The organism is Ferruginibacter sp. SUN002 (assembly GCF_050611725.1).
Taxonomy (GTDB): domain Bacteria; phylum Bacteroidota; class Bacteroidia; order Chitinophagales; family Chitinophagaceae; genus Ferruginibacter.
In genome coordinates this window covers 2,933,518-2,957,958 of the sequence record NZ_JBODJB010000001.1, presented here as the reverse complement: position 1 = coordinate 2,957,958, position 24,441 = coordinate 2,933,518, and the positions used below count along the sequence as shown (strand labels likewise).

Annotated in this window: 15 protein-coding genes and 1 other RNA gene; 15 read left to right on the top strand and 1 reads right to left on the bottom strand. The window is 38.6% G+C overall.

What is annotated here, in order from left to right; genetic code table 11:
- Positions 1-12: 12 nt before the first annotated feature.
- Positions 13-1,365, bottom strand: coding sequence for a Gfo/Idh/MocA family protein (locus tag ACQ33O_RS12570; RefSeq protein WP_430995939.1), 1,353 nt, complete (start codon positions 1,363-1,365; stop codon positions 13-15).
- A gap of 359 nt (positions 1,366-1,724) precedes the next feature.
- Between ACQ33O_RS12570 and ACQ33O_RS12565 the strand changes: the two genes are divergently transcribed.
- The 15 genes from ACQ33O_RS12565 (at position 1,725) to ACQ33O_RS12495 (ending at position 24,201) form a co-directional block, all read left to right on the top strand.
- Positions 1,725-2,429 carry a GNAT family N-acetyltransferase gene (locus tag ACQ33O_RS12565; protein ID WP_430995938.1) on the top strand — a complete coding sequence of 235 codons (705 nt, stop codon included), beginning with the start codon at positions 1,725-1,727 and terminating at the stop codon, positions 2,427-2,429.
- Positions 2,430-2,444: 15 nt separating this feature from the next.
- On the top strand, positions 2,445-3,650 hold the full coding sequence (gene argG / locus ACQ33O_RS12560; RefSeq protein WP_430995937.1) for an argininosuccinate synthase: 1,206 nt from the start codon (positions 2,445-2,447) through the stop codon (positions 3,648-3,650).
- Positions 3,647-4,651: an N-acetyl-gamma-glutamyl-phosphate reductase gene (gene argC, locus ACQ33O_RS12555; protein WP_430995936.1), complete on the top strand. Its 1,005-nt coding sequence runs from the start codon at positions 3,647-3,649 to the stop codon at positions 4,649-4,651. Before argG ends, argC begins: the two co-directional genes overlap by 4 nt.
- A gap of 69 nt (positions 4,652-4,720) precedes the next feature.
- Complete coding sequence (locus ACQ33O_RS12550; RefSeq protein WP_430995935.1) at positions 4,721-5,854, top strand: aspartate aminotransferase family protein; 1,134 nt, start codon at positions 4,721-4,723, stop codon at positions 5,852-5,854.
- Between the two features lie 25 nt (positions 5,855-5,879).
- Positions 5,880-6,236: a four helix bundle protein gene (locus ACQ33O_RS12545; protein ID WP_430995934.1), complete on the top strand. Its 357-nt coding sequence runs from the start codon at positions 5,880-5,882 to the stop codon at positions 6,234-6,236.
- Positions 6,237-6,294: 58 nt separating this feature from the next.
- Entirely contained in the window at positions 6,295-7,278 is a 984-nt protein-coding gene (locus ACQ33O_RS12540) for an N-acetylornithine carbamoyltransferase (protein WP_430995933.1), read from the top strand.
- Positions 7,279-7,328: 50 nt separating this feature from the next.
- A complete protein-coding gene (gene argB / locus ACQ33O_RS12535; protein ID WP_430995932.1) occupies positions 7,329-8,594 on the top strand; it encodes an acetylglutamate kinase in 1,266 nt (421 codons plus the stop codon).
- 1 nt (position 8,595) lies between these two features.
- Positions 8,596-9,657, top strand: coding sequence for a M20 family metallo-hydrolase (locus ACQ33O_RS12530; protein WP_430995931.1), 1,062 nt, complete (start codon positions 8,596-8,598; stop codon positions 9,655-9,657).
- A 10-nt stretch (positions 9,658-9,667) separates the two neighbouring features.
- Complete coding sequence (argH, locus tag ACQ33O_RS12525; RefSeq protein ID WP_430995930.1) at positions 9,668-10,999, top strand: argininosuccinate lyase; 1,332 nt, start codon at positions 9,668-9,670, stop codon at positions 10,997-10,999.
- A gap of 1 nt (position 11,000) precedes the next feature.
- Positions 11,001-11,534 (top strand): type II secretion system protein GspG, encoded by a 534-nt coding sequence (locus ACQ33O_RS12520; RefSeq protein WP_430995929.1) that lies wholly within the window; start codon positions 11,001-11,003, stop codon positions 11,532-11,534.
- 208 nt (positions 11,535-11,742) lie between these two features.
- On the top strand, positions 11,743-12,903 hold the full coding sequence (locus tag ACQ33O_RS12515) for a 1-deoxy-D-xylulose-5-phosphate reductoisomerase (RefSeq protein ID WP_430995928.1): 1,161 nt from the start codon (positions 11,743-11,745) through the stop codon (positions 12,901-12,903).
- Between the two features lie 125 nt (positions 12,904-13,028).
- A complete protein-coding gene (gene rseP, locus ACQ33O_RS12510) occupies positions 13,029-14,408 on the top strand; it encodes an RIP metalloprotease RseP (RefSeq protein ID WP_430995927.1) in 1,380 nt (459 codons plus the stop codon).
- Between the two features lie 103 nt (positions 14,409-14,511).
- Positions 14,512-14,884, top strand: a transfer-messenger RNA (tmRNA) gene (gene ssrA / locus ACQ33O_RS12505).
- A gap of 308 nt (positions 14,885-15,192) precedes the next feature.
- Positions 15,193-17,808, top strand: coding sequence for an MGH1-like glycoside hydrolase domain-containing protein (locus tag ACQ33O_RS12500; RefSeq protein ID WP_430995926.1), 2,616 nt, complete (start codon positions 15,193-15,195; stop codon positions 17,806-17,808).
- Between the two features lie 501 nt (positions 17,809-18,309).
- Positions 18,310-24,201, top strand: coding sequence for a hypothetical protein (locus ACQ33O_RS12495; RefSeq protein WP_430995925.1), 5,892 nt, complete (start codon positions 18,310-18,312; stop codon positions 24,199-24,201).
- Positions 24,202-24,441: the final 240 nt, after the last annotated feature.

Genomic DNA, 24,441 nt, shown 5'->3' with positions numbered 1-24,441 from the left:
TACCTGACTACTTTATTGTTTCTTCACTCCTGGTCTAATGCTAGTCAATCCCTTAATTTTTACCGGCTTCCCGCTATCACAACTTTTCCTTGCAGCAATACCAACCAAACAGGAGAGAGCCCCATCTCTTGTGCCGGCAGCTTGCTTATAAGGATCAGGAGTTCCGGGAACAAACAACATATCTTTCATCAATTTATCTCCACCACCGTGACCGCCTTTTGTGATCGGAACTTTAATGAACTCAGGTTTGCCCCAATTCTTCGTCAGCATAAATTCATCATAGTCTAATTCTATCGGTGGGTTCTTTTCCTTGATCCAGGTTTCCAATCTTCCCTCTGTTCCATTGAAGGCAATTCGGTAACCTTCGTAAGGAGAATAGGCTGTTAATGAGTAGCTTACCTGCACACCATTTGAATATTTTATTGAAGCCCCCATCTTATCAAAAATATTGATGTCCTCTTTCCAAACACAGCCGTCTCTCAGGTAACCATCATAGCTTTCGTTGTCAGAATATAATTTCGTAAGTCGTTCATCTTTAGTGATATCCCAATAGTGTTTACAATTTGATTTGAATTCGCAGGTTCTGCAATTGACTCCTCTAAAAGCATTATTCTTTCCATAATAATCCAGAGCTCCGTATGCAAAAACTTCTTCCGGATCAGAACCGATCCACCAGTTCAAAAGGTCAAAATGGTGAGTAGATTTATGTACCCAAAGGCTGCCGCTTTTCTCCCTCAGGCGATGCCATCTTCTGAAATAATCTGCTCCATGATTCACATCCAGATACCAATGAAAATCCACAGAAGTGATTTTTCCGATGATACCGCTGTTTAGCATCTCATATAATTTTGCTCTTTGCGGTGAGTAGCGATAATTAAATGCAACGGTAACTTTTTTGCCTGTTCTCTTTTCGGCATCAATAATTCGTTGGCATTTTTTTTCATCGGTGGTCATTGGTTTTTCGGTGATGATATCAGCTCCGAGTTCCATACCTCGTATTATAAATTGATCATGTGTGGCATCCACAGTTGTAACGATGAGAATTTCAGGTTTTACGGTTTTCATCATTGTATCAAAATCTGTAAATGTTGGGCAATCTGTGCCGATCATTTTCTTAGCTGTTTCTACTCTTCCCTTATTTATATCACACAATCCAACAAACTCAAAGTACTGTCCATAATCCCTCAGCAGGTCTTTTCCCCACATACCTGTACCTCTATGACCTGTACCGACCATGGCAATTCTTTTCTTTTTTTCAGAAAACAGGGTGTTGGCTTTTGTAATTAGAGGATTAATGAGCATACTTCCTGCAATTATTGCACCTGTATTGGCAATGAATTGTCGGCGAGGATAAGTTTTTTTCATATAGTATTTTTTTGGAATCTTGTGCTAATTTAAATCATTTACTAACAACATTTTATCTGAGCCAAAAACGGTAGGGAGTACTCGGAAAGTTTTGACAAAATTTTATGTCCATAATTCAAAAAAAGACTACATTTGCACTAAATAAATAATAAACGCAAAAGTGGAAAACATTCAACTCCATAAAGTCAATACAAATTCTAACTCTCTAAGGGTAAGTCTTGCTATTGAACCTGTGTTTCCAGTATCTCCCCGCCGCCGACCTGGTTGCTGATAGGCCGAGCATTTTATTGCCCCTGTCAGTGGATTACTACAACCGAATTCTCACAATTTTACTTTAATCTATTTCAATTTCTACACAAGTGGAAAATAATAATATTATCATTCGAGTAGCTACATCCGACGATTGTAAATACTCAAAGACAATTACAGACGAAATGGCTGCGTCAGCACAAGCCAGAGGAACAGGTATTGCCAAACGTACACCGGAGTATATTGATATGAAGATCAATGAGGGCAAAGCAGTGATTGCTGTTACCAAAGAAGGTGAATGGGTAGGCTTTTGTTATATCGAAACCTGGGAAGGCGAGTATGTAGCCAACAGCGGTTTAATTGTTGCGCCTCCTTATAGAAAAAGCGGTGTTGCAAAATCTATCAAAGAAAAGATATTCAAACTCAGCAGGGAGAAATATCCGAACGCAAAAATATTCGGATTAACAACCGGGCTTGCAGTAATGAAGATCAATTCCGATCTTGGTTACGAACCGGTGACCTATTCTGAGTTGACACAAGATGAGGCTTTCTGGGCTGGTTGTAAAAGCTGTGTCAATTACGATATTTTGATGAGTAAAGAAAGAAAGAACTGTATGTGTACGGCAATGTTGTACGACCCGGCAGATCATTTTGAGCCGGAAGAAACCAAAGAAGATTTCAAAAAGAATTCTAAGATCTACGAACGTTTTATGGAAGTGAAGCAAAGTAGATTTTTGAAGATCTTAAAACGTAGGCAAAACAGTGGAGGTGGTCCATCTCCAAAATCTATGTTGAGGCATTATTTTAATTTTTAAAGATCAATAAATATCATGAGCAAAAAAGTTGTACTAGGGTTTAGCGGCGGTTTAGATACTTCGTATTGTGCAAAATTTCTTTCAGAAGAATTGGGCTACGAAATACATTCTGTAATTGTAAACACCGGAGGTTTTAGCGAAGACGAATTAAAGCATATCGAACGGCATGCTTATAAACTTGGTGTAAAAACCCATACAACAATCGATGCTGTAGAAAGTTATTATGAATCAATTATTAAATATTTGATTTTTGGTAATTGCTTAAAAAATAACACTTACCCATTAAGTGTAAGTGCAGAAAGGTTGAGTCAGGCAATGCATATTGCAGAGCATGCAAAAAATCTGCAGGCAGATGCAGTTGTACATGGAAGTACAGGTGCAGGTAACGATCAGGTACGTTTTGATATGATCTTGAATATTGATGTACCGGGGATAGAAATTATTACTCCGATCAGAGATAATAAATTAAGTCGTGAAGAAGAGATCGCTTATTTAAAGAGTAAAGGTGTTGAAATGAATTTTGAGAAATCAATGTATTCGATCAATAAAGGTTTATGGGGTACAAGTGTTGGTGGTAAAGAAACCTTGAACAGTAAAGGTATGTTGCCCGAAAGCGCATGGCCTACGCAAGTAACCAAGACCGGTAGTGAAGAAGTTAAATTGCATTTTGATAAAGGCGAATTGAACGGAGTTAATGATAAACATTTTGAGCACCCAACAAAAGCTATTCAATATTTGCAATCCATTGCCGGCCCTTATGGCGTTGGCAGAGATATACATGTAGGAGATACGATAATCGGTATAAAAGGTCGTGTAGGTTTTGAAGCAGCTGCGCCAATGGTGATCATTAAAGCGCATCATGCATTGGAAAAACATGTGTTGACCAAATGGCAATTGCAATGGAAAGATACTTTATCACAATTCTACGGTAACTGGATGCATGAAGGGCAAATTTTAGATCCTGTGATGAGAGATATTGAAGCGTATTTAGAAAAAAGCCAGCGTAAAGTAACGGGTGATGTATTCGTTCAATTGAATCCATATCATTTCCAGATTATCGGTATTGAAAGTGATAACGACCTGATGAGTGCGAAGTTTGGTAAGTATGGCGAAATGAATACAGGATTCACCGGAGAAGATGTAAGAGGCTTTACGAAAATATTTGGTAACCAGGTTGGAATATATCACAGTGTTTGTGAAACAAATAAAGATAAAAAATGATCAAAGCAGGTATTATAGGGGCAGCAGGTTATACAGGTGGTGAATTAATAAGGTTGCTTATTAATCATCCTGAAGTTGAAATTGCATTTGCACAAAGTAGCAGCAACGCTGATAATTTAGTGAGCAAGGTTCATGCTGATCTAATAGGAGAAACGAATTTAAAGTTTGTTGCTCAACACCCCCCTTTAGGGGATGGGGGCGTAGATGTAATTTTCTTTTGTGCAGGTCATGGCGAAGCAAAGAAATTTGTTGCAGCGAATGATATTCCTTCTAACATAAAATTAATTGATATCGGCAATGATTTCAGGTTGAATGCCGATGCCGAAATAAATGGAAGAACATTCATTTATGGTCTTCCTGAATTACAAAGAGAAAAAATTAGGCAAGCGAATAATATTGCTAACCCCGGTTGTTTTGCAACAGCCATACAAGTTGGTTTATTGCCTTTGGCGAAAGCAGGGTTATTGCCACAGGATATTTATACTACAGGCATTACCGGTAGTACAGGAGCCGGGCAATCATTATCCGCTACATCACATTTCAGTTGGAGGCAAAATAATATTTCTGCATATAAAACATTGACGCATCAGCACAATGATGAGATACAGCAATCGCTTCATCAGTTGCAAAATGTTTTTCCTGCAGCGCCAAAAGATGGCGGATTAAGTTTCATACCGTGGAGGGGTGATTTTACAAGAGGTATTTTTATCAGCTCGCAATTTAAATGTGAGCTAAGTCTTGAAGAGTTGAATGTGTTGTACTCAGAATATTATAACGAACACCCTTTTACAACTGTGATCAAAGAACCTTTGTTCTTGAAGCAAGTAGTGAATACCAATAAAGCAATTATTCAGTTAGAAAAAGCAGGTTCTACATTGGTAGTGCATTCTGCAATTGATAATTTATTGAAAGGGGCAAGCGGACAAGCGGTACAGAACATGAACCTGATCTTCGGATTAGAAGAGACAGCAGGTCTCAAACTAAAAGCAAATTATTTTTAAAACCGCTTAAAGCCTAAAGCTTAAAGCACAAAGCTTTTAGCCTTTAGCTTTCAGCCTTAAGCATTATAAATGAAACTTTTTGATGTATACCCTTTAAATGATATCGTAATTGAAAGGGCAGAGGGTTCCTATGTTTGGGATGATAAAGGACAAAAATACCTTGACCTGTATGGCGGTCATGCGGTAATTAGTATTGGTCATACACATCCGCATTATGTAAAACGATTAGAAGATCAATTGCATAAAGTTGGGTTCTATTCTAACTCAATAAAAATTCCTCTGCAGGTTCAATTAGCAGAGAAATTAGGTACAATAAGTGGCAAAGAAGATTATCAATTGTTTTTGTGCAACTCAGGTGCAGAGGCAAATGAGAATGCGTTGAAAGCTGCATCTTTTTACAATGGTAGAAAAAAGATCATTGCATTTACAAAAGCGTTTCACGGACGTACATCTTTGGCGGTAGCTGTTACAGACAATCCGAATATTGTTGCACCGGTGAACCAAACAGATAATGTGGTGTTCTTGCCTTTTAATGATGAAGCTGCATTACAAGCATATTTTGATACAAATGGCAATGAAGTTTGTGCGGTGATCATTGAGGGGATACAAGGTGTAGGTGGTATCAGGGTCGCATCTGATTCGTTCTTACAATTGATAAGAAGTCTATGCGATCAATACAATAGTATATTCATTGCCGATAGTGTTCAATGCGGTTACGGAAGAACAGGGAAATTCTATAGCCATGATCATAGTGGTGTAAATGCCGATATATATACGATGGCAAAAGGAATGGGGAATGGGTTTCCTGTTGCAGGAGTTTCTATCTCACCAAAGATACCTGCCAAACATTTTATGTTGGGTACAACATTCGGAGGTAATCATTTAGCTTGCGCCGCAGCTTTAGCTGTGTTAGAAATTATTGAACAGGATAATTTAATGGCGAACGCAGCAACTGTTGGTAATTATCTGGTTGAAGAGTTGAAAAAATTGCCGAATATAAAAGAAATTAGAGGAAAAGGGTTAATGATAGGGATTGAATTACCTGAGGAACTAAAAGACGTGAAGAAGAATTTGTTATTCAAGCACAAAATATTTACCGGTGAAGCAAAACCAAATGTGATCAGGTTATTGCCAGCTTTGAATATTACAAAGGTTGAAGCTGATATATTTTTGAAGGCTTTAAAAGAGGAGCTTAAAGCTTAAGGCTAAAAGCATAAAGCTTTGGAGTATGAGAGATTACAAGAAATATGATGTTTGGGTGAAGGTGCATCAACTTGTATTATATGTTTACAAAGATGTGTTAGAATATTTTCCAAAATCTGAACAGTTTGCATTGCAATCACAAACAAAGAGAGCGACCTATTCAATATCTTTAAATATTGTAGAAGGCTGTGGAAGAAATACTGATAAGGATTTTGTACATTTTCTGGACATTTCGTTAGGATCTGCTCAGGAATTGGAATATTGTATGCTGCTTGCATTAGATTTAGAATATTTGGATAAAGAAAAATTTGACGTAGTTAATAAGATGGTGAATGAAGTAAAAGCAATGCTTATTAATTTAATCAAAGTAATTAGAAAATAATTTTTAACCGGCTCAGGGTTAGCTTTATGCTTTGAGCCCTTAGCTTTTAGCTTTAAGAATGAAAAATTTTATTTCTGTAAAAGATGTTGCCGATATCAATGCATTAGTTGCAAAAGCGATTGCATACAAGGCAAATCCCTTTGCCGATAAAAATTTAGGTGCAGGCAAAAGAATAGGGTTATTATTTTTGAATCCTTCTCTACGTACAAGATTAAGTACACATGTGGCGGCTCAAAACTTAGGGCTAGAGCCCATTGTATTCAACGTAGACAAAGACGGCTGGGCGTTGGAATTTGAAGATGGTGCCATCATGAGTGGCAACACAGTTGAACACGTTAAAGATGCAGCGCCGATCTTGGGAAATTATTTCGATATACTTTGTATCCGTGCATTCCCAACGTTAAGAAATAAAGAGGAAGATTATAGTGAAGAGGTAATGAAGTCTTTTATTAAATATGCAGGTATACCAATTGTGAGTTTAGAGAGTGCGACATTGCATCCTTTACAATCGCTTACCGACATTCTTACAATTAAAGAGTGTCTTCCTACAGTTCCCCCTTTAGGGGGCGGAGGGGGTAAACCTAAAGTTGTTTTAACCTGGGCGCCTCACATCAAACCCTTACCTCAATGTGTTCCCAACTCATTTGCAGAATGGGTCAATGCCTGGGGTGAAGCTGAATTTGTGATCACACATCCGGAAGATTATGAACTGGATGAACAATTTACAAAAGGTGCAACCATCACACAAGATCAGGATGCGGCATTGAAAGATGCGGATTTTGTGTATGTAAAAAACTGGAGTACTTATACTGATTACGGAAGAATCTATTGCAACGATCCAAAATGGATGTTGACAGAAGAAAAATTAAAGCTCACTAACAATGCGAAAATTATGCACTGTTTGCCTGTAAGAAGAAATGTGGAATTAAGTGATGAAGTATTGGATAGCGCAAATAGTATCGTAACGCAACAGGCATCAAACAGAGTTTGGGCTGCACAAGCTGTATTAGCAGAAATTTTGAAAGCTGCCCCCATCCCCTAAAGGGGAGTTATTCAACGAGTATAATATTTTCGGAAAATATTTTTATAATAATGGCAATAGTAGAATCTGAAGACTTTTCAAATAACTCCCCTTTAGGGGATGGGGGTAGATATAACATGTTTTACGGTGCAGATCCAATTATATTTGAAAAAGCAGAAGAATTGAGAGCAAGAATGACACAAGCGGAAGAAATACTTTGGAATATTATTAAAATAAATGAGTGGCATTTAAAATTCAGAAGACAACATCCGGTATCACGTTTTATTGCTGATTTTTATTGCCATAATGTGAAATTGGTAATAGAGTTGGATGGAGGTTATCATGAGAATAAAGATGTGAAAATTTATGATGAGGCAAGAGAGGATGAGATTAAACGCTTTGGTATAACTGTTCTTAGATTTAAAAATGAAGAAGTATTAAATAATACAGAAGACGTGTTAAACAAAATAGGCAATACAATTAATAAAATAAAAATGTTTGCTAAAACAGCGGAGCCCTCAAATAACTCCCCTTTAGGGGATGGGGGTAAACTCTTTGTCATAAAGATCGGTGGAAATGTAATAGATAAGGAATCAGCATTGGATTCATTTCTTAAAACATTTGCTGCTGTTGAGGGAAAGAAGATATTAATTCATGGCGGAGGAAAGATCGCAACAAAAATAGGAGAGCAGTTGGGCATTAAATCTAACTACGTAAATGGCAGAAGGATCACAGATGCTGATACCATTGACCTGGTTACGATGGTGTATGGCGGGTTGGTAAATAAAAAAGTAGTTGCAAAATTGCAATCATTGAATTGCAATGCTATTGGCTTGACAGGTGCTGATGCAAATATTATTCCTGCTGTAAAAAGACCAATCACTAAAGATGGGATAGATTTTGGGTTTGTTGGGGACGTTGACAATAAGCAATTGGCAATTGGCAATTTACAATTGTTATTAGATGCAGGTCTTATGCCGATAATTGCTCCTCTAACACATGATGGTAAAGGGCAAATGCTGAATACCAACGCAGATACGGTGGCTTCAAGTCTTGCAGTGGCTTTATCTAAAAGCTATGATGTAAGATTGATCTATTGTTTTGAAAAGAAAGGGGTGTTGGAAAATGTGGAAGATGAAAACTCGGTCATCACCTTAATTACAAAAGATATTTATCAGCAATTGCTGAATGAGAATAAATTATTCGATGGTATACTGCCTAAAATTGATAATGCTTTTGATGCTATTAACAGTGGCGTAAAAGAAGTATTGATCGGCGATGCAAACGATTTGTTGCAGAACGTAACAAACGAAACAAAAGGAACCTTAATAAAATAGCATGAAAGAAACATTATATACAGATGCAGTTGAATTGTTGAAACAATTGATCAGTACGCCTTCTTTTTCTAAAGAAGAAAATGATACAGCAGAGATCATTATAAATTTTTTTGAAACACATGGCATTCCATGTCAGAGAGTGGGTAATAATATCTATGCAAAGAACAAATATTATGATGTGAACAAGCCATCAGTGTTGTTGAATTCTCATCATGATACAGTTAAACCTAATAAAGGTTATACATTAGATCCATTTACACCGATCGAGAAAGATGGTAAATTGTTTGGATTGGGTAGCAATGATGCAGGAGGGTGTTTGGTTTCATTGATCGCTACGTTTTTGCATTTTTATGATAGAAATGATATCAGTCACAATGTGGTATTTGCAGCCAGTGCAGAAGAAGAGATCAGTGGGGTGAATGGTATTGAACTGGTTTTACCTTTCTTAGGTAATATTGATTTTGGAATTGTTGGGGAACCGACAAAATTAGAAATGGCTGTTGCAGAAAGAGGGCTGATGGTAATTGATTGTACAGCACCCGGCAGGGCAGGGCATGCAGCTCGTAAAGAGGGTGAGAATGCATTGTACAATGCTTTAGATGATATTAACTGGATAAGAAATTATCAGTTTCCAAAGGTTAGTGAGTTGTTGGGTGAATCTCGTTTAACCGTAACAGTTATTGAGACTGAAAACAAACAACACAATGTAGTTCCTTCTACCTGTAAGTTTGTAATTGATGTGAGGGTAAATGAACTGTACAGCTTCGAGGAAATTTTAGAAGCTTTAAAAGCAAACCTGAAAAGTGCTTTCAAGCCACGTACTACAAGAATGAAATCGACCTCTATTGCGTTGGATCATCCTCTGGTTAAAGCGGGTATTGCTCTAGGTAAAGGATACTACGGCTCACCAACTACGTCTGACAAGGCTTTGATGCCTTTCTCAACATTGAAGATGGGGCCTGGTGACAGCGCAAGAAGTCATACTGCTGATGAATTTATTTATTTAGATGAAATTAAAGATGGGATAGCGACGTATATAAAAATGGTTGAACAAATCGTATAAAAAAACTCAAATGAAGCTCTGGCAAAAAGATAAAGTATCTCTGAAAGAAGTAGAAAAATTCACTGTTGGCAACGATAGGGATCTGGATATTTACTTGGCACCGTTTGATGTGTTGGGGTCTTTGGCGCATACCCAGATGCTGGAGTCTATTGGCTTACTGACAAAAGATGAATTGACTCAATTGCAAGCAGAGCTTAAAAACATTTACCAATTAACCACGAAACCTGATTTTAAATTGGAAGATGGTGTAGAAGATATCCATTCACAAGTTGAATTGATGCTGACACAAAAGTTGGGTGATATTGGTAAAAAAATTCACAGTGCAAGAAGCAGAAACGATCAGGTTTTAGTTGACTTAAAATTATTCTTAAGAAGTGAAATTGAAAAATTAGTAGGCAATACAAAAGAATTATTTGGCTTGCTCATCACACAAAGTGAAAAATACAAAGGCGATCTGTTGCCGGGTTATACGCATTTACAATTAGCCATGCCTTCATCTTTTGGATTATGGTTTGGGGCGTATGCAGAAAGTCTGGTAGATGATCTGATCACTGTGCAAGCCGCTTACGAAGTAGTGAATAAAAATCCTTTAGGCTCTGCAGCCGGCTATGGCTCTTCATTTCCGATCAACAGAACAATGACGACTGAGTTGTTGGGCTTTGATAGTTTGAATCATAATGTGGTGTATGCACAAATGGGCAGGGGTAAAACAGAGCGTATAGTTGCTGCAGCCATTGCAAATATTGCTGCTACATTGTCTAAACTAAGTATGGATGCCTGCTTATACTTAAATCAAAATTTTGCATTTATTTCTTTTCCTGATGAATTGACAACCGGCAGCAGCATCATGCCGCACAAAAAAAATCCGGATGTATTTGAATTGATACGTTCTCATTGCAATAGAATACAAGCATTACCAAATGAGATCATGATGCAAACAACTAATTTGCCTTCCGGTTATTTCAGAGATCTGCAATTATTGAAAGAGCATATTATTCCTGCATTTCAAAATTTGAATGATTGTATTCAAATGGCAGGGTTGATGTTGAGTAATATACAAGTGAATAAAGATCTGTTGAAAGACGAGAAGTATAAATACCTCTTTAGTGTTGAGGAAGTAAATAAATTGGTGTTGCAGGGTGTGCCTTTCAGAGATGCATATAAACGAGTTGGGCAAGGAATTGAGGCTGGTAATTTTAATTATACTTCGGAGGTTAATCATACACACGAAGGTTCTATTGGGAATTTACAAAATGCACAGATTGAGACAAAGATGAAACATATTGTAGAGCGGTTTGATTTTGGAAAGATCAAAAATGCAATTGAAAAACTGTTAGCGTGATATGGGAAACGTAAACCAAGTAAATATAAAACCGCCTTATTCTAAAGGATGGTTTTGTTTGATACCATTGGTTGGTGCATTTGTAGGTATTTCATTAATTCTAAATGGGCTATTTAAATACAAAAGTAGGAAATTGGTTGTTATTGGTTCTGCCGGAGTTTTGTTTACAGTATTCGTTTATTCAATGGTCTTCTATAGTGTTAAATATGGTAACCCAAAAGGTGTAGCTGAAATTTCTCAAACATATCTAAATAGTGTAGTCAAAGATGTCGAGTTTTATAAGTTGCAGAATGGCACTTACCCGGATATATTAGAACAATTAGTAGTGAATAATAAATTAGCCTATATATGTGATCCATTGCTTACAAGGAAAATGGACAATTCTATTAAAACAACTTTTGAGTATAAAAAAATTGACAATAAATACACTCTTTTTTCTGTAGGGATAGATGGCATTTCTCATACTCCAGATGATATTTACCCGGTTATTGTAATGCCCGACACAGTTAAATTTGGACTGATTAGAAGCAATTAAGCAAATTCATATCTGCTCATAATCATTTTCCATTTTCCCTTATCTTTACCCAATGTAGCTTTCACGGCAAAACATCGATAAAGTTGCCCATTGGTATGCAGATGAACGGATTGCGACGCAACGATGATGCCATGAAAAACTAAAGCTGGTATTAAAAAATAAAACATAATCTTCGAAACACCCCTTTAGAGGATGGGGCAAATAAACAATGAGTCAAAAAAAACGCATAGCCATATTCGGTTCAACAGGTTCAATAGGAACACAGTCATTGGATGTGATCCGTGCAAATCCGGATCTGTTTGAAGTAGAAATTTTAACCGCACAAACTAAAGATGAATTGCTTGTTGCCCAGGCATTGGAATTTAAACCCAATGCAGTGGTCATTGGCGATGAAACAAAATATCAAAAAGTAAAAGAAGCATTATCATCAACTGATATAAAAGTTTTTGCTGGCGAAGATGCATTGGAAGAAGCGGCTGATTTTGATACCTACGATTTCATGATGGCAGGTATCGTTGGTTTTGCAGGATTGAAGCCAACATTAAAAGCAGCAAAAAAAGGGAAAGCAATTGGACTTGCAAATAAAGAAACATTAGTAGTAGCCGGTGATATCGTAATGCAAACGGCTGTTGAAAATCGTTCGCCGATCATTCCGGTTGATAGTGAACACTCTGCTATTTTTCAATGCCTTGTTGGCGAAGGAAGAAACGCCATTGAAAAGATCATACTAACGGCAAGCGGTGGCCCTTTTTTCGGAAAGAAACCTAACTTCTTGGTGAATGTAAAAAGAGATCATGCTCTGCAACATCCTAACTGGAGTATGGGTGCAAAAATTTCGGTAGACTCTGCTACTTTAATGAACAAAGGCCTGGAGATGATCGAGGCAAAATGGTTATTCAATCTTAAGCCGGAACAAATTCAGGTAGTGATCCATCCGCAAAGCATCATCCATAGCATTGTTCAGTTTGAAGATGGAAGTATGAAGGCACAAATGGGCTTGCCTGATATGAAATTGCCCATTCAATATGCCATGACTTTTCCTCAACGTTTAAAAAATGATTTTCCTCGTTTTGAGTTCCGCAGATACTCTAGTCTCACTTTTGAAGAGCCGGATGTTAAAACTTTCAGAAATTTAGCTTTGGCTACTGAGGCTCTATTCAAAGGCGGTAACATGCCTTGTATCTTAAATGCTGCCAATGAAATTGCTGTGTGGGCCTTTCTACGCAACCGTATAGGCTTTTTAGACATCACTGCTGTGGTGGAAAAAACCATCCAAAACACACCATTCATCGAATCTCCAACGCTTGAAGAATATTTTGAAAGCGATGGGGAAGCCCGTAATTTTGCGGCTTCATTAATAAAGTTGTAAATCCGCCCCCCATCCCCTAAAGGGGAGTAAAGGCAACAACTTTATGAACGAAATTTTCAAATGAATAATAACAATATTTTACACTAACAATAACTCTCCGCCGCGGCGGAGATGGGGTAACAAGTATGACATTATTAGCAATTAATTGGGGCAACGTAGGCATTCAGGTTTTTTATCTGATCTTGTCTTTATCAATATTGGTTATCCTGCATGAGTTCGGGCACTATATTACTGCAAGATGGTTTGGTTGCAGAGTAGAAAAATTCTACTTGTTTTTTAATCCATGGTTTTCTCTGGTTAAAAAGAAAGTGGGAGAAACAGAATATGGTATCGGTTGGCTACCGCTTGGTGGCTATGTGAAAATTGCCGGTATGATAGACGAGAGCATGGATAAAGAAGCGATGAAAAAACCTGCCGAGCCTTACGAATTCAGAAGTAAACCTGCCTGGCAACGTTTGATCATTATGCTTGGAGGTATCATTGTAAATGTATTGCTGGCATTTCTTATTTATGCAATGGTACTTTTTGTATGGGGCGAAAGTAAAACGCCTAATAGTTCTGTTAAAAATGGCATGTGGGTGCAGGATAGTGTTTTGTTACAATTGGGTTTACAGAACGGAGATAAGATTGTATCGATCAACGATAAACCAATTGAATTTTTTGAAGAAATACAACCTCAGTTATTACTTAGTGAGAAAATTATTTACAGTAGAAACGGTCAGCAGGGCACTATTATGATGCCGAATAATTTATTGGGTAGATTGGTAGAAAATAAAAAGAGGACAGGTTATCTTGTAATGCAGCGTATCCCAAGTATTGTGGGTGAGTACGACCCTAAAGATACTGCCCTTGGAAAAAAAGCAGGGTTGCAGTTTATGGATAAAATTGTAGCGATTGATTCTATGCCCGTTGCTTTTTATGATGAAATGCCAACGCTGTTAAAAGACAAAAAAAATCAAAAGGTAAATTTAACGGTAGAACGTAAAGGCGCAATTATAAACTTACAGTCAGGTGTAAACGAAGAGGGGAAAATAGGTATTCCTATTCTTAGTTTAAAACAATATGACAGCCTTGGTGTTTTTAAGGTAGAGTCTAAAAAGTATGGTTTTTTTGCAGCTATTCCTGCAGGCGTAGGCTTGGCTTTGGAAAAATTGAAATTCTATGTAGATCAATTTAAGAAAATATTACAGCCCTCTACAGGCGCATATAAAGGATTGGGAGGCTTTAAAGCTATGGGTTCTGTTTTTCCTACAGAGTGGGGAGATTGGGAAGCTTTTTGGCGTATCACCGGCTTTTTATCTATTGTATTAGCCTTTATGAATCTACTGCCGATTCCTGCACTAGATGGTGGCCATGTAGTTTTTACTTTGGTAGAAATGATCAGCGGAAGAAAACCAAGTGAAAAATTCTTGGAATATGCCCAGATAGTTGGCATGGTTTTATTATTAGGTTTAATGCTCTTCGCCAATGGTAATGATTGGTTTGGATGGGGGAGTGGAAAATAATTGATTTGAAGATTTGAAAATGTGACGATTTGAAGATGGGAGATACTTGGCTTAAGCTCATACCATTTTCAAATTTCCCAATCTCCGAATTTTCAAATTGACCGGGGCCGACCGGTTTTGACAGCATAGTTCTTTGTAAGTGTAAGCATGTAGTGCGTTGGATAATTAGCACTTTAATCTGAATATTCAAAACTTCAAATGGCAATACTTCGTATGCCATGGCTGCTTAATCGATAGATTAGCAACCATTCGGGCCGCCGAACAGGTTTACCTGTTACCGAGTTCCGCCGCCGACTTAAAAAGAAAACGGGTTGCTGTAATGGGATGAAGTGACCATTACTTAAGACCATTCTTCTAAGGATCTAGTTGGTTTGTTATGCTCCTGCTTTTTCCCGACAATTAATGCATAAATAAACATGTAGAAAGCTTACGGCGAATATGTTTGGACCAGGGTTCGATTCCCTGCGGCTCCACAATACTTTATATCCCACACTCTGTGGGATTTTTTGTTAGATGCGTTGATTAGATTGTCCCGGAAGCTTTCGGGTAGGTCGTCGGTTCGACTCCGATACTCTCCACAAAAATTAACCTGCTCTTTGAAGCAGTTTTTTGGTTTTCCTTTAAATGCTAATTTCACAAAAGGAAAAAAAACATTTTTTTGTATTATGAAAAGCCATTTTTTAGCATTTAGATTGATAATATACTTTTTTCTATCCCTGAAAATCGATATTTTTATAATAAAAGCTGCTTTAAATTACATATTAATATTTTGTGATAAGCGATAATGAGTACTATGGAAGATCTGCGACTTTCACGATCAGACAATAATAAGAACTGGAAAATATGGGGCCCTTACTTATCAGAACGTCAGTGGGGTACTGTTAGGGAAGATTATAGCCCTGAAGGTGGAAATACATGGAATTTTATCAATCATGATCTGGCAAGAAGTTATGCCTATCGTTGGGGTGAAGATGGTATTGGTGGCTTTTGTGATGCCGATCAGATACTTTGCCTTGCACCCGTTTTTTGGAATGGGAAAGATTCTATTTTAAAAGAAAGGCTTTATGGCTTAACAAATAATGAAGGCAATCATGGGGAAGACGTGAAAGAATTGTATTTCCATTTGGATTCGTCACCTACACATTCATATTGCAAATTTTTGTATAAATATCCGCAGGAAGCCTTCCCATATTTAGATCTGCTTGAAAAAAATAAAAGAGATCGATTAAGTCCTGAGTATGAAATACTCGACACCGGTCTTTTCGACAACAATAAATATTTTGATTGTTACATTGAATATGCAAAGGCTGGCATCAACGATATACTAATGAAGGTAACGGTATACAATAGGTGCACTGAAGCTGCTACAATTCATGTTTTGCCGCATCTTTGGTTTCGAAATTTTTGGAAACACAATTCACGTTTTACCAAACCTGAAATTACTTCGTTTGCTGATAATTGTTTGAAAACAAGTTCAAGCAGAAACGGTCATTTCTATTTTTATCATCAGGGGGGAGAACAATTGTTTTGTGATAATGAAACAAATACTCAACGAATTTTTCATCAACCTAACGAGTCGGTTTTTGTAAAGGATGGCATCAACAATTATGTCGTTAATAAAGAAAAAACGATCAATACAAAAAAAGTTGGAACAAAATCTGCGATTTGGCTGAAAGGGAAAATTGCTGGGGGAGAATCGAAGGTTTTTACGGTAAGATTAAGCAGCAATAAATTAGATAAACCCTGGGATGATTTTGAAGAAATATTTGAAAAAAGGAAGGCAGAAACAGATCAATACTTTGAAAAATTAAGTCCAAAAAAATTGTCGGATGATAATAAAGGTTTATTACGCAGTGCTGTTGGCGGCTTGTTGTGGACAAAGCAATTTTACTACTTGGATGTGTTCAAATGGTTGTTTGGCGAGCCGGGTGATGAGCCGCCGGCAAGAAGTTTTAAACGAAATTTCGACTGGCAACATCTTACCTGCAGAAATATTATTTCAATGCCCGACAAATGGGAGTACCCTTGGTTTGCGGCTTGGGATCTTGCTTTTCATGCCGCCACTTTTGTTCATGTAGATCCATTTTTTGCAAAGCAGCAATTGCTGCTGATGCTGAGAGAATATTACATGCATCCTAACGGGCAGATCCCAGCTTATGAATGGAATTTCAGCGATGTGAACCCTCCGGTTCATGCTTGGGGTGTTTGGTATGTGTACGAAACAGATAAGAAAAAAACCGGTATTCCGGATTGGGACTTTTTAGAAAGATCTTTCCAAAAATTATTGATGAATTTTACCTGGTGGGTAAACCAAAAAGATTCTAATGGTACGGATATTTTCGAAGGCGGTTTCCTTGGGTTAGATAATATTGGTGTGTTTGACAGAAATCATATGCCACCGGGAATTAAAAAATTGCAACAAGCCGATGCCACGAGTTGGATGGCCATGTATGCAATTAATATGTTGCACATATCACTCGAATTGGCGCAACATAATAAAGCTTATGAAGAATCGGCGGCAAAATTTTTCCGCCACTTTTTAAATATCGGTTGGGCAATGCATCATATCGGCCAAAAAGATATTTCATTGTGGGATGAGGAAGATGCTTTCTATTACGACGCTATACAATTTGAGAATGGGACAAGTCAACGTATGAGGGTGCGTTCACTTGTAGGTATCATTCCCTTGCTGGCAGTTGAAATCATGCAGAGCAGTATGTTTGATAAGCTTAGGGAATTTAATGCTCGTCTGCAGATCATAAAATCAACAAGGCCGGATCTTACTCGAATTATTTCTGATATCGACAAAAAGAATAAAGACGGAAAATATCTGTTTGCCATTATGATCGGCGACAGGTTAGAACACTTGCTGAAAAGGCTTTTGGATGAAGATGAGTTTTTGTCTGATTACGGTATTCGTTCTTTATCAAAACACCATCAGGAAAATCCTTTTGTATTCAGTTATCATGGTCGTGAATATCGAATTCAATATGAGCCCGGAGAGAGCTCCAGCGATATGTTTGGTGGTAATTCAAACTGGCGTGGGCCAATATGGCTGCCATTGAATTATCTCATTATTAATGCCCTCCGTAAATATCACGAATATTACGGTGATGCATATACGTACGAATTCCCTGCCAGATCCGGAAATAAACTAACACTGAAACAAATAGCCAATGAACTTACTAAAAGGCTATTGAAAATATTTAAGAAAAATGATGCCGGAAAATTTCAGTACCATGCAGATGATCAACCGCAATGGTCAGATCCGCATTTTAATGAGCATCATTTATTTTTTGAGTTTTTTCATGGCGATACCGGGCAGGGTTTAGGTGCTTCTCACCAAACCGGGTGGACTGCACTCTTAGCCAATTTATTGTTGGAAATGGATGAAGAATAGTCTGTAAATCAATAGTATCCCTGTAAAACTAAGACTGAAAAAATACCTTGCATTAAGTAGCTGATTTGTTTATTTAAAATCAGTGGTGGTGGGTATTTTATTTAACTATTCAAAAAAAATAAAAAAAGCCTTGCGAATTAAAATTATATACTCTAGCTTTATAGGTCTTAAGTTTTCAGACAACCTTATTTTCCATATTCTCATGATCTGCCGAACCCTGATATAACCCGCTATTATTTTTGATTTCGGATCGCTATCTAAAACCTCATTTTACTGCTCCAATGTACTTGTGAATTACTATTGCAATGTTTTGTAATGTATTCGCACATTATTGAACATTTTTCAAATTCTATATCCCGATTAAATTGTAGTTTTTTTTCAATCCTTTTAAAGCGGTTGAATAGATTTTAATACCACGATTTTTCGGGTTTATGATATATAAAAGAAGATATCCTTCTAAAGCCGATCATTTATTCAGTTAAATTATTAAAATATTTATTTATGAAAACAATTTCCCTTACTGCTGGATGTTCAAACCAGTACTGCTCTTCACTGTCAGGATGGAGAGGTATGGTAGTCAGAAAAATAAAAATATTCTTGCTGCCGGTTTTACTCAGCTTTTTTTTCACTGATATTTATGGTCAGTCATCACCGGTTATTGATGGTAATCCGGTAGAGTGGCCTTCAATACTGAACAGTATCACCAATACAAAAAAGGCCTTCAGGCATGATCCTTTCAACCAAAATGGGATTGATGATTCCTGGGCAACAGGATCTTCGGATGTTGCGCCGAATCCATCTACCGGTTGGAAATGGGTTTTAGGTAACTCAAATGATAAAGGTGATATTGCTAATGTAGGTGCTGTTCTTCTTCACGATACACTTTTCTTTTTTGGAGATCGGGCTGCCTACAATGGTGATGGCCAGATTGGCTTTTGGTTCTTTTTAGACAACGTTGCTCCAACGGGAGATGGCTCAAACCCGGGTACTCCATTTACCGGAAATCATACAAATGGTGATCTTTTAATCATTAGCAATTTCGTAAATGGGGGAGGTACAGCTGCACCATCAGTGTATGAGTGGCAGAATGGGGCTCCGGTTTTGATAACAAATGCTGATGCATTGGTGTCGACGAATGATGTCGATTTAAATGAAACTTATCCTGTGCCCGGTGGCACAGCAGGTACATTAATGTACAATGGAGAAACATGGGATTTTGATCCAAAATTTGGAGACGATGGCACTTATCCTCCTCCATTATTTTTTGAAGGATATGTGGTTCTGGGGTCTATTGAAGGAGCAAGCCCTTGTTTCCAAAGATTCTTATTAGAAACAAGGAATTCGCAATCCTTGACAGCTTCTCTACAAGACCTAGCCGCCGGCGGATTTTCTGGTATCCCTAATCCTCCTATTGTAACTCCTGATACTAAATGTGTGGATAATCAACCTGCAGTACTTACTGCAAGTTGTAGCAGTACAGGTAGTCACCCTAACTGGTATGCTGCTGCCAGTGGAGGTTCTCCATTGGGTATTGCCGATGGTGTATCTCCCGATGGAACTTCGCTATCGAAAAGTGGTTTGGCGCCAGGTAAATATTATTATTGGGTTACCTGTATAGATGCGGATGGTACCTGTGAAAGTGCCCGTGTCAAAGATTCTATTACGATCATTGGAAAACCTACTATTGTAGGGGATGTTATTCCGGCTGAGGCAGACAACGTGGTAAATGATCCGGATGGGATAATTCCTATTCAGGGGGATGCACAGTGCCCTAAACAATACGTGATCAATTTATTAAGAGCTAATGTTGTTCATCTGACTGCATCGGGTGCTACAATATTAAATTGGGCATTAGTACCGGATGGCAATCCTTTGGATAATGTTAGTTTTGTTAATAACGGTAGTACAGCAACGTTTACAATCAATTCTGCAAATAGCTTGTCTGCTAGATATAAATTTATTGTTACATCAACAGATAACGAAACAGGATGTATAAATTCAGATTCGGTTTGTATTCTGCCAAACTCTATTTTACCTGCATGTAATGTTTGCGGCCCAACAAGTATTTGTTCAGGCTCAGGCGATAAAGTATATTCATTGAAGAGCAATTGCTCTAATGAAAATGCGGATGATATAAGTGGTAATTTAGAAGACTTCAATTACACTTGGTCAATTGTCAACAAAGTAGGAACGGGTACTGTTACGTTTGTCGGTAGCAGTTCAAATGTAAATTCAGTAACAGTTCATATTACCGGCACTGTGTCTAGTTATGGTGTGCAAATGAATATAACAGGTAAAGGTCCGTTAGCTATTAATGTACCTCCTTGTTCTATTTCTACTACTGTAAATACAGGACCAACTGTGAGTGTAACTGCACCGCCACGTTGTTCTAACGGTGATGCATCAACGATATCTGTTACGCCACTTGGAGCGGCCAACTATGCATGGACTACACCTAACGGTTCAGACCCTGGTAATGTATCCAGCTTCAGTGCAACAATGGCTGGTCTATACAGTGTAACTGTGACTTTAGAAAATGGTTGTTCGGCAAGTAACTCGGCAACCTTGGTAGTGAATGAACCACCAACAGTGTCAGTAACTGCACCGCCACGTTGTTCTAACGGCGATGCGTCTACTATATCGGTAACACCACTTGGAGCTGCAAATTATGCTTGGACAACACCTAATGGTTCTGATCCGGGTAATGTATCCAGCTTTAGTGCAACAGTGGCCGGTCTTTATAGCGTAACTGTTACATTACAAAATGGTTGTTCAGCAAGTAACTCAGCAACCTTGGTAGTGAATGACCCACCAACAGTAAGTGTAACTGCACCGCCACGCTGTGCTAACGGTGATGCATCTACTATATCAGCAACACCTTTGGGAGCAGCTAATTATGCTTGGACAACACCTAACGGTTCAAATCCCGGTAATGTATCCAGCTTTAGTGCAACAGTGGCTGGTCTTTATAGCGTAACTGTTACATTACAAAACGGTTGTTCAGCAAGTAACTCAGCAACCTTGGTAGTGAAAGATCCACCAACCGTGAGTGTTACTGCACCTCCACGTTGTTCAAATGGTGATGCATCTACTATATCAGCAACGCCACTTGGTGCATCGAATTATGCATGGACTACACCAAACGGATCAAATCCGGGTAATGTATCCAGTTTTAGTGCAACAATGGCCGGTCTATACAGTGTAACAGTGACTTTGGAAAATGGTTGTTCGGCAAGTAACTCGGCAACTTTGGTAGTGAATGAACCACCAACAGTAAGTGTAACTGCACCACCACGTTGTTCAAATGGTGATGCATCAACAATATCTGCAACACCTTTGGGAGCAGCTAATTATGCTTGGACCACACCTAATGGTTCAAATCCGGGTAATGTATCCAGCTTTAGTGCAACAGTAGCCGGTTTATACAGTGTAACAGTGACCTTACAAAATGGTTGTTCAGCAAGTAACTCAGCAACCTTGGTAGTGAATGAACCACCAACAGTAAGTGTAACAGCACCACCACGTTGTACTAACGGTGATGCATCTACTATATCTGCAACACCTTTAGGAGCAGCTAACTATGCATGGACTACACCAAACGGATCAAATCCGGGTAATGTATCCAGCTTCAGTGCAACAGTAGCCGGTCTTTACAGTGTAACAGTGACATTGCAAAATGGTTGCTCGGCAAGTAACTCAGCAACTCTTGTAGTGAATGATCAACCAACAGTAACTGTTACCGCACCGCCACGTTGTTCAAACGGCGATGCGTCAACTATATCAGCAACGCCACTTGGTGCATCGAATTATGCATGGACCACGCCTAATGGTTCTGATCCGGGTAATGTATCGAGCTTTAGTGCAACGGTAGCCGGACTTTATAGCGTTACTGTTACATTATCGAGTGGCTGCTCTGCAAGTAACTCAGCAACTTTAGTAGTAAATCAACCGCCAACAGTTTCAGTAACTGCGCCACCACGTTGTGCTAACGGTGATGCATCAACGATATCGGTAACGCCTTTAGGAGCTGCTAATTATGCATGGACAACACCAAATGGTTCTAACCCCGGTAATGTATCCAGCTTTAGTGCAACAATGGCTGGTCTTTATAGTGTAACAGTGACCTTACAAAATGGTTGTTCAGCCAGTAACTCAGCAACCTTGGTAGTGAATGACCCACCAACTGTAAGTGTAACTGCACCACCACGCTGTGCTAACGGTGATGCATCAACAATATCGGTAACGCCTTTAGGAGCTGCTAATTATGCATGGACTACACCAAATGGTTCTAACCCAGGCAATGTTTCTAGCTTCAGTGCAACAATGGCTGGTCTTTATAGCGTAACTGTTACAGTACAAAATGGTTGTTCAGCAAGTAACTCCGCAACCTTGGTAGTGAATGACCCACCAATAGTAAGTGTAACTGCACCGCCACGCTGTGCTAACGGTGATGCATCTACTATATCAGCAACACCTTTGGGAGCAGCTAATTATGCTTGGACAACACCTAACGGTTCTAACCCCGGTAATGTATCCAGCTTTAGTGCAACAGTGGCCGGTCTTTATAGCGTAACTGTTACATTACAAAACGGTTGTTCAGCAAGTAACTCGGCGACCTTGGTAGTGAAAGATCCACCGACCGTGAGTGTTACTGCGCCTCCACGTTGTTCAAATGGTGATGCATCTACTATATCAGCAACACCTTTGGGAGCAGCTAATTATGCATGGACTACACCAAACGGATCAAATCCGGGTAATGTATCTAGCTTTAGTGCAACAGTGGCCGGTCTTTATAGCGTAACTGTTACATTACAAAATGGTTGTTCGGCAAGTAACTCCGCAACCTTGGTAGTGAATGACCCACCAACAGTAAGTGTAACTGCACCACCACGTTGTTCAAACGGTGCAGGATCTTCTGTATCAGCAACACCTCTTGGAGCAGCTAACTATGCATGGACTACACCTAATGGTTCAAATCCGGGTAATGTATCCAGCTTCAGTGCAACAGTAGCGGGCTTATATAGTGTAACTGTGACCTTGCAAAACGGTTGTTCAGCAAGTAATTCAGCAACCTTGGTAGTGAATGATCCGCCAACAGTGAGTGTAACTGCACCACCACGTTGCGCTAACGGTGATGCATCAACGATATCAGCAACGCCTTTGGGTGCAGCTAATTATGCCTGGACCACACCAAACGGATCAAATCCGGGTAATGTATCCAGTTTCAGTGCATCAGCGGCCGGTCTTTACAGTGTTACGGTAACTTTAGCCAATGGTTGCTCAGCAAGTAACTCAGCAACCTTGGTAGTGAATGCGCCTCAATGTAGATTAACGGCTCCTTCTGAAGCAGCTGCTTGCAGTAATTCAGGTAGCAATATTGTTACAGGAACCATCAGTGGTGGAACACCTGCTTATTCATGCAGTGCTTCATTTGATGCAGCAGGAGTAGCCGCAGGTTGGAGTGTGACAAATTGTGCAGTAGTTGGTTCAGTTATTACGGTGACTTATAAAACAGGTTCTCTTGTTTCGCCGGTATTAACTGTTACAATAACTGATGCAAATAATTGCTCGTCAACTTGTCAGGTTACTTTAACTTGTCAGAATGCAGGCAAATCATGTACTCCGGGTTATTGGAAAACCCATAATTATGTTTGGGATACTCAAACAGATGCTACAGTGGATCATATGCCTGGTGTATTAACCAGTCCGGTAACACCTGGTGGAACATTTGTTGCATCAACTGATTTCTGGGCTTACTTTAATATTCCTCAGGGAACTTGTGGTTTACCAAATACAGCACTTACAATGACGGGTGCAGCAGGTACAGGTGGTGGAAATTGTAATGCATTAGCAAGACATGGAGTTACAGCTTTATTGGCAGCAGCAGCATTCCAAAAAGAATATCCATATCCTACAGGTGCTAGTAATTTTACAGAGTTGTACAATATGATCAGAAATGCATTCTTATCTTGTAATTGTTCAGCATTGCACCAAACTTTAGCAGCTATTAATGAACAGTATGATGGAGAACATTGTGGAGCATTGAAAAAATTACCACAAGTAGGTATTGATTCAAGATTAGCACAAACAACTACAACATCAACAACCGGTTCTTCAGAAACCAGAACATCAGTAACCGCTTATCCAAATCCTTATCGTAGTAATAATGTTGTTAGTTTCCGTGTAGCTGCACCAACTACAGGTAAAGTTACATTGGAAGTGTACGACGTTCTTGGTAGGAAATTAGCGATCGTTTACAATGGAACTGTAACCGCTTCAATTCCGGTTTTTGTTCAATATAATGTTCCTTCAACAGTAAAAGGTGCATTATTTTACAGACTTACTACAGTAGATGGAAAAGTTATCCATGGTAGTGTTCTGTCGCAGGACTAATAGATTTTGATCTTTAAATTTCAAACGGCACCTTTAACTGGGTGCCGTTATTTTATGTAAAATATTTCAGCTAAGGATTCAACCGTTCAATTTTTTCTAAACGTTTTTATGTCTGAATCTAAGAGGATAGGTGTTTAAAATAAAAAAATAGATAAAGTTATTGTATGGTACTGTAATGTTTTTTTATGGTCCTAATGATCGATATCATTTATAAAAAAAGCACCCTGAAGCTCAGAGTGC

Coding starts and splice junctions, on each gene's coding strand:
- ACQ33O_RS12530 (WP_430995931.1), top strand. CDS start 8,596: ATGAAAGAAACATTATATACAGATGCAGTTGAATTGTTGAAACAATTG.
- argB (WP_430995932.1), top strand. CDS start 7,329: ATGGCAATAGTAGAATCTGAAGACTTTTCAAATAACTCCCCTTTAGGG.
- argG (WP_430995937.1), top strand. CDS start 2,445: ATGAGCAAAAAAGTTGTACTAGGGTTTAGCGGCGGTTTAGATACTTCG.
- argC (WP_430995936.1), top strand. CDS start 3,647: ATGATCAAAGCAGGTATTATAGGGGCAGCAGGTTATACAGGTGGTGAA.
- ACQ33O_RS12545 (WP_430995934.1), top strand. CDS start 5,880: ATGAGAGATTACAAGAAATATGATGTTTGGGTGAAGGTGCATCAACTT.
- ACQ33O_RS12515 (WP_430995928.1), top strand. CDS start 11,743: ATGAGTCAAAAAAAACGCATAGCCATATTCGGTTCAACAGGTTCAATA.
- argH (WP_430995930.1), top strand. CDS start 9,668: ATGAAGCTCTGGCAAAAAGATAAAGTATCTCTGAAAGAAGTAGAAAAA.
- ACQ33O_RS12540 (WP_430995933.1), top strand. CDS start 6,295: ATGAAAAATTTTATTTCTGTAAAAGATGTTGCCGATATCAATGCATTA.
- ACQ33O_RS12520 (WP_430995929.1), top strand. CDS start 11,001: ATGGGAAACGTAAACCAAGTAAATATAAAACCGCCTTATTCTAAAGGA.
- ACQ33O_RS12495 (WP_430995925.1), top strand. CDS start 18,310: ATGAAAACAATTTCCCTTACTGCTGGATGTTCAAACCAGTACTGCTCT.
- ACQ33O_RS12570 (WP_430995939.1), bottom strand. CDS start 1,365: ATGAAAAAAACTTATCCTCGCCGACAATTCATTGCCAATACAGGTGCA.
- rseP (WP_430995927.1), top strand. CDS start 13,029: ATGACATTATTAGCAATTAATTGGGGCAACGTAGGCATTCAGGTTTTT.
- ACQ33O_RS12500 (WP_430995926.1), top strand. CDS start 15,193: ATGAGTACTATGGAAGATCTGCGACTTTCACGATCAGACAATAATAAG.
- ACQ33O_RS12550 (WP_430995935.1), top strand. CDS start 4,721: ATGAAACTTTTTGATGTATACCCTTTAAATGATATCGTAATTGAAAGG.